The following is a 13,489-nucleotide window of genomic DNA, read 5'->3' on the forward strand; positions in this document are numbered from 1 at the left end:
TACTCCTTTATTGCCAAATAGCTTCGGCTGCTTGCTTTGCTGTAAGCTGTATCGATGCCTGTGCTGCCTTTGAAAAAATTGCGCCTTCTAAATTAGCACCCGCAAAATGAGTATTATATAAATTAGCACCTATAAAATTAGCACCTCGTAAATCAGCTCGCTCAAAATTGGCTCTTTCTAAATCAGCACCTGTAAATTGAACGGGGTAATAGCCTGGCATGTCCCATTGTTGGCGACTTTCCAGACCCACTGCCCCCTGTACTTGTTGAAAATTTGCACCTTGTAGTTGACAGAGGCTAAAATTTGCTTCATGTATCATACTTGCACTTAAATTAGCGTTCATTAAATTCCCCTTTGCAAAATCCGTTCCTATTAATGCACAACGACATAGCTCGCTATTTGCTAGATGGCTATTTTCAAAAAACGCATAGCGCAAATCTATGTCATTGTACATACCGTTGGATAGGTCAAGCTGACGAAAGTTCTCGTAGGCATAGACATTGGGCAATTTTTCACCTAGCCATGCTTTTACTTCATCTGCGGTTTTAGTGGGGGTTCCTTCACGATAAACTGTTTCACTGTAATCGAAAAATTCCCCTATGCGCACTTCAAGGTTTGCCTCTCGCTTTAGTTGTTCATAGGCTGTACTTACTGCTTCATCTCTAAGTGCAAGGCGTGCAAGACTAGCAATATATTGGTGAAAATACTTTACATCCTGTAATTTCAAGCCATCTATTTCTAGCTGGGAAATCGTCCCTGCAAACACTTTGCTATATTTTTCGAGCTCCACTATATATTGCGCTAAAAATTGTAATGCCCAGCTCGCATCATAAGTCGTGATAATTGGGGCAGCGTCAAAAAACCATTTGCCTGTTGTTCCTTCCACTACATAGCGAAATTTGCCCTCTAGCAATTCCGTACGCAGCAGCGAAATCGTGATATTTCCAAGCGGCTCTTTATGCTGAAGAATTTGTTGCGCTACAAGCTGCTCGCAAATTTGTTGAAAAGCCTGCTGAAATTGCCTAATAAGCTGCTCCCTATTTCCTTGGAAATAATCTTCTAATGCAAGCAAATAGCGTAATCGCATTTGCGCAACTTCCTGTTCATAAAAAAGCTGTGACATAACCGTTGTTTGCATCGTTCTCCCCCCTAATTCGCCTTGACCTCTTGACCAAAGATTTGGACATTCCCATCCATTGTGATACTGCTCCCTTGACATGTTAATGAAATTTCCTCCTCAGCAGAGACAATGATTTTCTTACTCGCATTCACTGAAATATCTGCCTGTGAAGTCAATTGGATAGCCCCTTTACTATAGAGCTCAATACCACTTGCTTCATTTAAGCGAATAAAGACACTGCCATCCTGTGCTGTAATCACAATTTCATCTGGGCTCATTTTTATTTCCTTACCAAAGGCGGTACGATAATATTTTGTTGCAGGGTCATCGAGCTTGTTTGTAGCGCTTGTTTCTCGGTTTTTACGAATCGAATGGCTCGCTACTCCTTCCTCCTCTTGATGTGTTGGGAAATAAACATGAACAAAATCATTGATTTCTGGCATTGCATACCAGCCACTGCTGCCCTCTGCTGTATATGGTGTGCTATAGAGAAACCAATGTGCCTTGCTTTTATCTTGCTGTTCATCAATTGTAAGATGCACCTTCATCTGGTCCTTTGCCACCTCTAACACTTTGCCCTCTAACGACAATCCGGGAATTGCTTCGTTAAAAACTTCCTTTTGCTGCATACCGTTTTCCGTCGTTAAGGTATATAAATGCTTTAATAGACCATCTTTGATTGTTGTATAAATTTCATATACATAGAGCTTCTGCCCATTAAAAGTTACTGTATCGCCTAGCGCAAAAACATCGTCTGTTTCAATCTCATAATATAAAAAGTCCTGTTCTGTCATGCCTTGTTGACCATTTTCTGTATAGCGTAAATAGTCTGCTAGGTTTTTGTGCGTTGTATAATGGTAATCCTCTAACTTGCCTCGCTCCTGCCCATTCGGTATACCAAAATAAAATTTTGGCTGCTCAAAAGTGGAATCGGGTACTAATCCTGTTTGAAAGCGTGAAGCAAGGCGCTTTAAAAATTGCCAGTCTGTTTCTCGGTATTGCAATGTAAATTTTTCAAGGTTCGCACTATTTGTTGCCTTATCGATTACATCAAGCCCTGTATATGTGGTACTTAGCTGTTTAAATAAGGTTGCAAATACCATCTCTTTGTCTTGGTAGGAGCGTGTATTTTGTTTAATATCAAGCTGGTAGGTGCTAGATACTGCTCCCATCTCCATATAATAAATACCGCGCACCATTTGTATTTTTATGTCTAAAATCATGCCTTTAAAAAGCGGAGTTGATGTGCCCTGTTCAGTAAGCTGATTTACCTCTATCGTCGTTTGCTTTTCTGCCATTTCTACATATTGGTCACGCATTTCATCTGGGACAATTGCCGTCATATATAGATGTGCATGCTCATTTATTTTCTTCGTTAATGTGAGTTCTTGCAGACTTACAAGCTGAAATGGCTCTACCTGCAACTGGTGATAGGTCGTTACCCCTGTCATTGCACAATCCCTCCTTTATCTTGTCGTTGCATAAATTGGATGCTATCGATGATTCCTAATGCAATCGGCTGCCATGTATCAAAATCTCCCTCTAAACAATTAAAAGTGCCTATGAATGCATAATTATTGAGAGCGCAAAAGAACATTAAATTAAACAGCCTTCCATCAATCGCTGGCGTAATAACAGAAAAATAGCTTATCGGCTTCTCTTGTATGATAGATGTCCCTGAATCCAGCCATTGTGCATTTGGCTGCATTTCCTCCATCCCTTCCACCATCTCGTCTCGAAATTGCTCTACCTCATCATCCATTAACTCCATTGTCGTATGGCTAAAGGCTAAATTAACAGTCGTCGTTTCATCTGTGAAAATAATATTCGGCCTGTGCTCTGATGGATATTTCAATGCAGCAAGCTCCTTTGACATTTCAAAAAACGATGCAGGCATGCGTAGTGTCATGCTACTGTTTAACAGTGTAGTTGTTTGAATTTTGACCGTTTTATTATTGATAACAATAAAATCTTGCGTTAAGTCAATTGGATATACGGTCTCTGCTTGTACCGCCTCCTCATGCCTTTCTTGCTCACGCATTTCATTTCTTAGTGCGAGTATTTTCTCGTCTAAAAATTCCATTTTGATTCAGCCTCCTTTTAATCCACAAGCATGCGTACAGGACGACCTGTATGTGCATCCGCTCTGCGTCTACTGTTTTGTCCATTGCTTAAAATGCGCGTTAAATAATGGTGGGCCTGCTTATTTGATAATGGTTGGTAGGCTACCTCTAATCGGCTGCTAATATACCAATCTACTACTTCGCGCTCGATGCGCTCTTGATTTAAGCATTGGAGCGCAAAGCTGATATCGTAGGGGTTTGTGCTACGGCTTTCAAGCAGCTCTCGCGCATAGTACTTCAACAGCATTGGATGATAGGTGCTTTGCTGTAAGCCTGCATATTGGCAATACAAATAATTAAGCGTGTTGTACTCTGTTGCTAAGTCTGCAAAATCTGTGTAGCTTGCACGTAGCATCGCTCCTGCCTTTAATTTAAAGCGTGCCAATTCGAGCGTATTATCCATTACGGCTGTAGCATCTACTAATAATGGCCTTGCTGTGTACTCCGTATAATCAGGCGTCAATTGTGGCTCATCGAATTCCAGTAGCAGTGCTGTTTCCCGCTCAGTTGCCGTGTAGGACAGCGTATAATCTGTCGTTAGCGTATAAATAGTGCCTTGCTGCTTTACAATGCCTTTTGCGATTATTAAATTTGTGCCATCCACTGTTATATCCAGTCCAGTAATAATGCCATCTGAATAATTTTGAAAATATAAATCGACAATGTCCCTCGGATAATCGCGCAAGCTTTCTAGCATTCCCCGCTTTAAAATCCTTCCCTTTTGAAAATGGGGGTATTTATTTGTGACCATGTAGATTCACCTCGTTTCTTACTACTTCAAGCCATCAAAGAAATCGAGCTCTGATAAGTCTGTTTCAAAGGCAAAGAAGTGCTTTTTCCCTAGCAATAATTGCTCGTTTTGACGAGCAACAGGAACGACATGAAAGCCCCAATGGTCTTGACTAGCAAAGACAAAAAACTTGACCTCACCATTGACAATTGAGTCTGTTTCATTTTGCGGAATATGCTCACCGTAATATGTAGCAATTTGCTCATACAGCACTGGAACAAAATCTTCCGCATGATTTGTGTAAACATATTTATAGGAGGATTTATCCTCATGGTTGTGCAAGTAAAACTCTACATCGACTACACCTAACGGACGTGAAATCGTCCCGTGTATTTGATTAAGTCTTTCTAGGCTGCTAATTAATAGCTTTTCTTGCTTGTTATGTGTCAATGCACTTACGGCATATGGTACAACAGGTGCATCATTTGTCACATTTGTCTCAATCATGCCGATTTTTTTTGCATTTAAGTAGCGTAGCGCCCCTCGCAGACAGGCAAGCTTTAGCTCTGGTACATTGCCGACGCTTTCAGCCTTTTGTTTAAACTCAATGCTACGCCCCGGCACAAATTCCTTTAAAGCCTCCCGAAAGGCATCAATTTTACACGATTGCCCTGTTAATTTAATAATGGAGTATTCATTTAACACACCTGTTTCATAAAAGTCCTCTAAAAATTTGCGGACAATATCGTAAATATCTGCCTTGATTAAATGGTTAATTTCTTTAATATTGAAGTAAACGTTCGGATAGTCATATACGTCTTGGAATTGTTCGTTTTCCTTTATTGATAAACACCAGCGCTCGACTGCTGTAACATTGAGGTCGCTCTCTTGCTCTGCATCAATTGTCGAGTGGAAACGACTGCGTAAAATGCCCGTTTTACGGAAAAATTCCTTCTTCATTTCCTCCGCCATTTCCCACAAGAAATAATAATTATTACGCACACGTAAATATTCGTCGCGCGTGCGATTTTCATATTCTTTGAAACGGGTTGGAATGATGTGCTCTGCCTCTAAAAAAGCCTGCTCGAACTGAGCATAGACTGCCTCCACACCAAATTCATCCACATAACGATAAATATCTTTGCCTGGAATATCAATTAAGGCATCAATATCATAGGCTCGCTTGCCGCGATTGTAGTAATTGGCAAAAACAATTTTCATAAATTGGAAAATTCGATATGTAATATTGTTGCCGCCAAAATTAGTATCTCCATTTTCATAGGTTGTATGGATATCAATCTTATAAGAGATACGCCCATCTTCAATGCGAAATTGACAGGAGGAAAGGTCTGTTGTACCACCACCACAATCAATAACTAATGCTTTATAAGTTTTGCCATCCAAAAAGCTATTGTTTTCTATTTGATTGGCGATTGTATTGTAAAGAACGGCCATGCCTTCATCAAGCGCATATGTTGTTTCAATATGATATTCAGGTAGAATTGCCTGAAACATATCTAAAAATTGCGTTTTCAGCTTTACAGGGCTGGAAATATGTAAATGCTGAAAACGGCACTTAAATTGATGCTCCGCAGTCCGTATAATATAGAGCAAAAATTCTCTGAGCATTTGACTGCGCGGGACAATCGCTGTATTGCCGTTAACATCCATAATTTCTTCGCTTTTGTTATAATGATTGACCCAGCGCTTCATGCCTTGAAATTTCGTTGCAAGCGTTGTGTAATTATTTTTTTTCATTACCTGCAAGGCGTCATAGCCAAAGTGATAATGAATATGGTCTCCGTCAGCGCAATCGGCTACGCTAATAATCGTCGGAACAACCGCTGTCCATTGTTGATGAAGCATATCTGGAAAGGTGACAAAATTAATTTGATTCAGCTGGATGCGATTATTAAGTAAGTCTTGCGAGCAGGGCGATGCGACATAGTCATGCGCTAAATAGGCACCTGCTGTTGTATTCGTTGTGCCAAAATCAATCGCTAAAATCGCATTTGTCGTTTCAAGCTCCTTAATTTCTAAATCTAATATAGGTACTTTATAATAGTGCAAATTTGTTGGTGGCTGTGGAACCTCTTGGTAATAGGTTTTGTATAAATAATCCGAATCTTGCTTTCTCAAAAAAATAAAGCTATAGTTTTTATTTTTTGTATTTTGCATATTCATTGCGGCATCTGTTACGAAGTAGTAGCGATTTGGCTGCTGCTTGTCCTTTTGCAATGTCAAAATCGCACATAGCGCTTGCTGCTCATTTACAAGTAGTACATTCGATTCTTCAACTAGCCCAGCTGTTTCTACAATATATTTATCTGTTGCATCTATTTTCATCTCTCGATAAATACTCATTTTAGCAGGGATTTTAATATTGCCATTATCAGCAAGCGGCGTTTTTAAATAGCTTTGCATAGCGGCCTCAACTCGTGCAAAGCCCCCTTCTGCATATTCCTCAATTAACAAATGCTCCTCCGCGCCACGATAACGTAAAATCATTTGCACAAGTTGGTCTCTTGTTAATGTATTGACAAGTCCTTTTACAAGCTTTTCCTTGTAGCAAATATTGCGTAGCTGAAAAGTTGTCATTTCCATTAATTCAGCGCGTGTATATGTCACCATATAGCGCTCTGTATAACGTCGATTTGTATGTAATTTATAGGAATAATTAGCTTTCATCTTGCCATCCTCCTTTGTATTTAATACAGCGCAATATAATCAATCTTCATCGTGTCCTCTACATCGACAATGCCGAAATGCTGTGTCCAATAAATATCAAGCGTAAAGCCGATTGGCATGAATAAAGTACGTATCAATTGAATTTTCATCTCCCGCTGCGCTGTTTGGCGCTGTCCGATATAAAGCAGTATCTCATCCTTGTTCTCTGAATTTATATACACGGCACAATGAGGAAACAGCTTTTTCAATGTATTCTTAAAGTTGTAAATGACATCCCCCGTTTGATACATGCGAATCATATTGAGTGCTACTATTTCCTGCTCCGCCTTTGTCAACGCTTGACAATAAGAGTGAACGGCTTGACCAAATGTATGGGCGGCGAATTCCTGCAATAAAAAGCGCATGAAATATTCCTTGCGATTCATTCCCTGCATACGGTCTATATCTCCTAAAAAATGAATGACGATATCAAGCAAATATTCCTGTATTTCCATGTCCGTCACATTATCAGGTTGGAATAAATGTTTAAAAACTTCTGAATAACGATAATAAGGATTAATTTCTATCGTTTGCTCTATTGTTGTTGTATTCAATACTTGCGGGCTTAGCTCCATATAGGGGGAGTAGCTCGTCGCGCATATGAAATGAATATCGTTGCGAGCAAAACCTTGCTCCTCAGCACGAATCAATAAATCCCAAATATAATTCATTGCCACACCCCTATGCAGTTGTATTCATAGAAATGGCGCTGCACCTCTGATACAACAAAGCTTAATAAATCATTTGCAATAAAATCCTGCTTGAATGCTTTGAACTGCAATACCATCGTTTTTTTATGATGAGGCTTGCTAATAATCTCTGTTAAAAAAGGGTTTAGTGCATAGCTATAGCTGCTTACCGCTTCATTTTCTATAATTTCAAAGTCAATAAAAGCTAAACGCTCCGCTAAATTGAAAGAATGAATAAGTCGCACCAATTCACCTGCTGTATGAATGGCTACAGGATGGCTTGCCGATAGCCTTTGCATAAAACAATCAAGCGGACGATTCGAAAATAGCTCGTAAGCAAGTGTACCAATTTTGTCCTGCTGTACATTTGCTACTTTAATAAGCTGCCATATGCCCGCTTTATCCTGTGGACAGACAACCGTTATTGCATTTTCAGAGCGCTTCACATAACGAATCGTCGCCTCATCCCCTACCACTAAATAACTATGTTCCGCTCCTAGCTTTCTAATGGAAAGCATATGCTCAAAATTGACCTTGTCGATTGCTGGAACTGGGAAGCCTGCATTTTTCACCTTATGCCTTTCGATATTCCAGAGCGGTAGCATATTCATCTTTTTATAGGGCTCATATTCTTCTAAATCGATTGTCATATCGATAATTTCTATTTCATCCTGTGGTAAAGGCTGAAAAGTCAAATGAACATCCAAAAATTTATGGATATATGGGTGATTAATTGTTTTCCAAGGGATACCATTTACTTGAAACGTATTGTAAAGCTCCTCAATCTCCTTGCTATATATTTGCTGCTTCCTTAAGTAAACTTGAATATCTATATCTCCTGCTGTCGTATGAAGCTTGCCATGAAACTGCCTATTTTCTGATAATAGTTGCTGTATTTGCAAGCTGTCACATTGTAAAAATATTGTGCATACGATAGCAGGCTGCTGATGCAAGAAAGCAAGCTTTATTTCCTCCATCGAGATAACTTTGCGCTCTGGGTCTGTAGGGATTATAGGAAATAAATATTCATGAATTGGGTCATATTGTTCTTTCGCGATAACCGTGCCGTAAATAGCAAACTGTTGCTCATCTGGCTTCAGCTCATCCAATAAGCGTTGCTCTAAGCGATCATTCATTTGCTGCTGATAATCGATTAAATTAGTAAAAACGCCGCTTATCATATCCTTTAATAATTGACGCTGTTCTAAGTTTTCAATCTTTTTAAGGCGTTCCAACATAAGCTCTTTCATCGACATTATTTTCCTTCCTTAAACATTTCACTTTCGAGACTTTGCTCTAAGTCGTCTATTTCATTATTTGACACCTCGATAGTAGGTGGTACAGGATGTAATTTATCATTGCTGTTCATAATTTTGCGCTCTAATCCTAGCACTTTTGCAATTAGTCCCGTTTCCTGATAGATTTCTTGCGCAACTGTGTACGATTCGATTGCCTTTGTATATTCCTGCATCGCATAGTGCTTGTCGCCGTTTTTCTCTAAGCCCTCTGCGCGAAGCTCTTGCTGTGCCTTTGTTAGCTCTGCAACTTTACCCTCTGCTTCCTCTATTTTCGTTTTAATTTGTGGCTCACCTGTAAATGAAATGGCAATTGCCTTTTTTCTAGCCTTTTGATAAATGTCTAATGCCCCGTTGTAATCCTCTGCGTTAAAAAGTGCGTCTCCTTCTTTCGTTTCCTCTACAATTGCAACAATTGAATCCATATTGGCCATGCGCTTTTCAATCTCTTCCTTCCCAAAGCTTTGAAGTAGCTTGCCCTCTTTATTCGCTTTTTCATAGTGCTCCATTGCTTTCGCAAATTCGCCCGCTTCTGCTGCCTCATCTCCTTGAACAATAAGCTGGGTAATGCGTAGCTTTGTTGCTAATAGATTTCTATGTACAGGGTCCTTCAATTTTTTCGCTACATTTCTCCCTTCGCTATACTCCATTACAGCCTCGCCATAATTGCCATCTTGGAAATAGAGGTTACCATTTTTCTCATGTTCCTTCATATCAACTGTCAACTCTGCTATTTTTTTCACTTGTTTTGCCTGATAAAAAGCTGCACCTCCACCGACTAATAACAATGTAATAAGCGCTGCGGCGAGCCATTTTATATATTTCATTTTTTTCTTATTGGATTCTTGATACACTTTATTAATAAAGATAGCCGCAATTGTGTAATTATCTACGACCTTCCTTTGTCTGCTTAATAGCACTTCCTCTAAGACATCAACGTATTGTGCTGGCTCCTTAGCTAGCTCCAACGCATCAATCATTTCAACATCCTCCACATGCTTCCAAAAACCTGCTGAGCATAGTAGCAGAACGTCTCCCTCATGCAGCTTCATTTTAGGTGATATAGAGGGATTAAAATTCGATGGCTGCCCTAAATAGGTTAATAAATTGTCACGTTCCTCATGCTGTCTTGTATCGACTACCTGCTGCTGGCGCTCAAATATTTCCTGTGCCAAGCTTTGGTCATTGCTCTTAAATAGCGTAATACCATTTCTAAAATGATAGAGCCGCGCATTCCCTGCAACAGCACATCGTATTCGTCTATAATCCGAAACGACGATAACGATGCTAGCCTTTAATCGCACACGTAAGCTTTGCTGCTGCAAAACTTTATGTGCTTGCCGCATATAGTTTGCCAAGCTGCGCTTCGCCATTGAGGGCTTAGCGATAAAGCTTTCCAATACGGCTTGTACAGCGATTTTTGCACTATCTACCTCCTGATCTGAATCAAGCCCTTTCACAGCTACCCAGCAAGAGTAGTCATCCAATGTCGTATACGCAAAATAATCTCTATTTCGCAAAAAGGAGCCTGCTTCAGATAAGAAGCTCGTTTGGAAATCGCTATTTTCCTTTCTCATATGCGTCCTCCTTCTACAGCACGATTTCTTACCACGTTTTCTCTAAAATAATAATTGTTGCATTATCCTGATTTTTTAAGCGCTTATTATCAACCGCATTGATTATATTTTGTGCGATATAATGAGGTGGAATATTTTCCGAAAGAAGCTTTTCTAGCTCAACTTCCGTCAGCGTGCCGTATACGCCATCACTCAATAGGCATACTTTGTCTCCCTTACGTAGCGGAATAGGCGTCTGACCAATATCAATTTTTTTAAAACCTTCATAGCCCAAATAGTTGACTAGCCTCTTTTTAAACGGATTTTCCTGTATTTCTAATTGAGAAATTTCACCGTTCAAATAGCGCTCTGTTAAGATAGATTCAAAAATATGTTTTTCGTTCACTTCTATAAATTCTCCGTTGCGAAAAATCGTAACGATACTATCCCCAACGGCGCCCCAATGTAGCAAGCCCTGCTCATCAATAAATGCAGCGACAAGCGTTGTCCCACCATTAGAGCCCTGTAAATTTTCAACAATCATCTGATTGCTTTTCGTTGCAGCTGCTTTGAAATAGTCACTGATTTGTTGTACAGTTGTTAACTTTTTCAATTCCTCTATGAAGGTTGTGACTGCTATTGTGCTCGCCATCCGCCCATTCGCCAAGCCGCTGATTCCATCTGCTAGCACGGCAACTGTTCCATAAGCCGTTTCAACTGTAGCAAAATAATCATCTTGCTCTTCGCGCCTTCCTATCGTTTGTCCGTTGCCAAGCTCAATCCGTTTATCAGCTATTTTATATACAAGCTGTCTTCTTATTGCTACGAGAATGAGCAGCACTGTTAAAAAGAGTAGCGTTATTATATATGGATGTAATGCTGTAGCCATTTCCAATCATCCTTCGCTTTGATTATTTTCCCATTCAAAGTGCACACCACAAAGTGGCAGGAATAGGAACATGCTCGCTCCTAATTGAATGACATCGTATGCAGTTAATTCTGTCGGTGTATATACTGCCTCATTATTCAAGTAAGCCAAGCCTGAGGCATCGCCTGGTAGGAGAAAGAAATTACGCTTTTTTGGGTCATAAACAATGACTGCATGATTGCGCTTAGCAATCGTATTGTCCCCAATAATTCGAATATGCATATCCTCATCTCGCCCGATAAAGTTTTTCTCAGACAGTATGCGATAATCCCTTCCCATTTGTGGTCCTTCAATACAAACTAACCAGCCTGTTACAGGGTCAATTCCGTCCATTTCTCCAAGATAGGGCATTGTTTTATCATCCACCTCTGTTGGTGATACTGACGTTACCGCGCGCGGCTCCTGCTCCACTAATACGTGGCAATAGGGGCAAACATTTTTATGTCTTCTTGAACTAAACATATGGCCGTTTGTGCATCTAATTAAACTCATTTGTACATCTCCTACTCGCGATTATTTTGCAATTATTTTTGTATTGGCAATATAAAGTATGTCCCCATAGCCAATAGCACAAGGGTTTTCTTGCTTTAGCTTTTGTGTTAGATGGCGATAGGGCTTGCGTATTCCAACGCCATTCACTGAATCAATATCCTCAACATACCAAATACCGTCCACACAATTTAATAAGGCATGCTCTGTATTAATTAATGCTGCATACTCCGCATGGCTCAAATCAATTTTTGGCTGGTAATCTACCGTCTTTTTTCCAATTAACAAGGAAGTTTCATCTGTTAATGACCATTCCTGCACTTCCTGCCCTTGCTCATTTAGTAGCACTAGCTTTTCTATAGCAGTTGTTTGAGCGAGTGCTTGTTTTTTAGTAGCTACATAGTGATAAATAAGAAAAATAGCAGCACTAGCTATAATGAATATGATTAAAATCATTTGCAATAAAGTATCTCTATTTAAAATGAATATATATAATAGTAGAAACGCACTAACAACGAGCAATAAAATATCAATCACTTTTATCATGACATAGGCTTGCTGACGCTTTTTATATGTATTTGTTAAACTCGTCCATTTCTCCATTGCTATGCTCCTTTTTTATTTTCGGAAAAACCGTTCAAACAGCTCTGTTGTATCAAGCGGATTTTTTTTGTTTTCTAAGCTTGAGGAAACCTCCTTCGTTTGAGGGTTGAAGCCAAAAAATTGCTCAAAGTTTCTTTGGATATTTTCCATATTGAAATCCGCTTGCTGCCACTCGGCTTTAGTCCTGTCTTTTGCCGATGCTTGCTGCTGTGAAAAGCTTTGCCCCCCCTTGGCTAACTTAGCATCATATGCCTCCTTCAATGCAGGGTCTTTCAAAACTTTATAAGCTTCTTGTACTTCCAAAAATAGCTTTTCTGATTCTTTGCTACCTCCATTTCTATCTGGGTGGTGCTTTTTAGATAGTTGGCGATAAGCAAGCTTTATTTGCTCTGCCGTTGCATTGTGCTCCAAGCCTAGTGTTTCATAATGTGTAGTCATCTGCTCCTCCTTATAAATCTACCTATTACGCTAGCATTAATGGACAGTATAATTCCTACCTTAAAACCGCATAAATTGTAGTTTAACTGCTTATTAAAGCCCTGTTGAAAGCGAACAATCTGCGTCCTGTGCGCCAAAAACCACACTGATTGAAATTTCACTTTATGTACATATGAAAAAGCTAGCATGCTAGAAAAATTTCTAACATGCTATCCTTGTTGGTAAACAGCTATCAATTACGCCTCAACTAACGCTAGTCCAGAACTACTGCTGTATGTTATACAGCGTAGCCTCCTTCAATTTTCGCTAAGTCTGTTTTGTCTTTTTTCTGCTTGATGAATAAGAAAAACTCACCAACACCTTCTGTATCACCAAAGCGCTCTTGATAATCAACTACAAACGCGTTCGGGAAATGAATTTTTCGCACTACTTGATCAGCAGAAATAACTTCTAATGTTACTTTGCGGTAACAATCTGCTTTTTCAGCTGGTACTAATGACCAAAGCGCTAGCTTCATCGTGTCATCTGCATTATCACCATCTGTAGCAGTTAAAATTTTCCCCTTCACTTTTAAAGTTGAGCCTACATCTGTAGAGCGTGCATTTGAATCATTTGGTGTATCTGTTTCATACTCCACCGTCATAATGCTGTCTAAGCCCAATTCAATTGCCTCTGACCCTTCAATCTTTAATACAAAACCCATTCTTCATTCCTCCTAATTATGTTTTTGTGAACAATTTCCCCATCATCTGACACCAAAAATTATGTAATAGTGCCATTTCAGAGAGAAA

At 39.6% G+C, this 13,489-nt stretch carries 13 protein-coding genes; all 13 read right to left on the reverse strand.

The window, feature by feature from the left end:
• Positions 1–7: 7 nt before the first annotated feature.
• Positions 8–1,138 (reverse strand): pentapeptide repeat-containing protein, encoded by a 1,131-nt coding sequence (locus MHB51_RS04390; RefSeq protein ID WP_342559069.1) that lies wholly within the window; start codon positions 1,136–1,138, stop codon positions 8–10.
• Positions 1,139–1,149: 11 nt separating this feature from the next.
• Positions 1,150–2,571 (reverse strand): hypothetical protein, encoded by a 1,422-nt coding sequence (locus tag MHB51_RS04395; protein ID WP_342559070.1) that lies wholly within the window; start codon positions 2,569–2,571, stop codon positions 1,150–1,152.
• Entirely contained in the window at positions 2,568–3,203 is a 636-nt protein-coding gene (locus MHB51_RS04400; protein WP_342559071.1) for a hypothetical protein, read from the reverse strand. Before MHB51_RS04400 ends, MHB51_RS04395 begins: the two co-directional genes overlap by 4 nt.
• Positions 3,204–3,220: 17 nt before the next feature.
• Positions 3,221–3,994 (reverse strand): DNA and RNA helicase, encoded by a 774-nt coding sequence (locus MHB51_RS04405; protein ID WP_066163759.1) that lies wholly within the window; start codon positions 3,992–3,994, stop codon positions 3,221–3,223.
• 21 nt (positions 3,995–4,015) lie between these two features.
• Positions 4,016–6,661, reverse strand: a complete 2,646-nt coding sequence (locus MHB51_RS04410) for a molecular chaperone (RefSeq protein ID WP_342559072.1) — start codon at positions 6,659–6,661, stop codon at positions 4,016–4,018.
• A gap of 20 nt (positions 6,662–6,681) precedes the next feature.
• Positions 6,682–7,371 (reverse strand): iron-dependent peroxidase, encoded by a 690-nt coding sequence (locus MHB51_RS04415; protein ID WP_342559073.1) that lies wholly within the window; start codon positions 7,369–7,371, stop codon positions 6,682–6,684.
• Positions 7,368–8,645 (reverse strand): normocyte-binding protein, encoded by a 1,278-nt coding sequence (locus MHB51_RS04420; RefSeq protein WP_342559074.1) that lies wholly within the window; start codon positions 8,643–8,645, stop codon positions 7,368–7,370. Before MHB51_RS04420 ends, MHB51_RS04415 begins: the two co-directional genes overlap by 4 nt.
• Entirely contained in the window at positions 8,645–10,261 is a 1,617-nt protein-coding gene (locus MHB51_RS04425) for a serine/threonine protein phosphatase (protein ID WP_342559075.1), read from the reverse strand. The genes MHB51_RS04420 and MHB51_RS04425 overlap by 1 nt, the downstream gene beginning before the upstream one ends.
• Before the next feature lie 28 nt (positions 10,262–10,289).
• Complete coding sequence (locus MHB51_RS04430) at positions 10,290–11,129, reverse strand: protein phosphatase 2C domain-containing protein (protein ID WP_342559076.1); 840 nt, start codon at positions 11,127–11,129, stop codon at positions 10,290–10,292.
• Positions 11,130–11,135: 6 nt separating this feature from the next.
• The gene (locus MHB51_RS04435) at positions 11,136–11,660 is read right to left on the reverse strand and encodes an FHA domain-containing protein (protein WP_342559077.1); all 525 of its coding nucleotides are present in this window, start codon (positions 11,658–11,660) and stop codon (positions 11,136–11,138) included.
• Positions 11,661–11,681: 21 nt separating this feature from the next.
• Positions 11,682–12,260, reverse strand: a complete 579-nt coding sequence (locus tag MHB51_RS04440; protein WP_342559078.1) for an FHA domain-containing protein — start codon at positions 12,258–12,260, stop codon at positions 11,682–11,684.
• Between the two features lie 15 nt (positions 12,261–12,275).
• Complete coding sequence (locus MHB51_RS04445) at positions 12,276–12,698, reverse strand: DnaJ domain-containing protein (protein ID WP_342559079.1); 423 nt, start codon at positions 12,696–12,698, stop codon at positions 12,276–12,278.
• Between the two features lie 277 nt (positions 12,699–12,975).
• Entirely contained in the window at positions 12,976–13,401 is a 426-nt protein-coding gene (locus tag MHB51_RS04450) for a membrane-associated protease 1 (protein ID WP_066163783.1), read from the reverse strand.
• Positions 13,402–13,489: the final 88 nt, after the last annotated feature.

It is taken from the genome of Metasolibacillus sp. FSL K6-0083, assembly GCF_038630865.1.
GTDB lineage: Bacteria > Bacillota > Bacilli > Bacillales_A > Planococcaceae > Metasolibacillus > Metasolibacillus fluoroglycofenilyticus.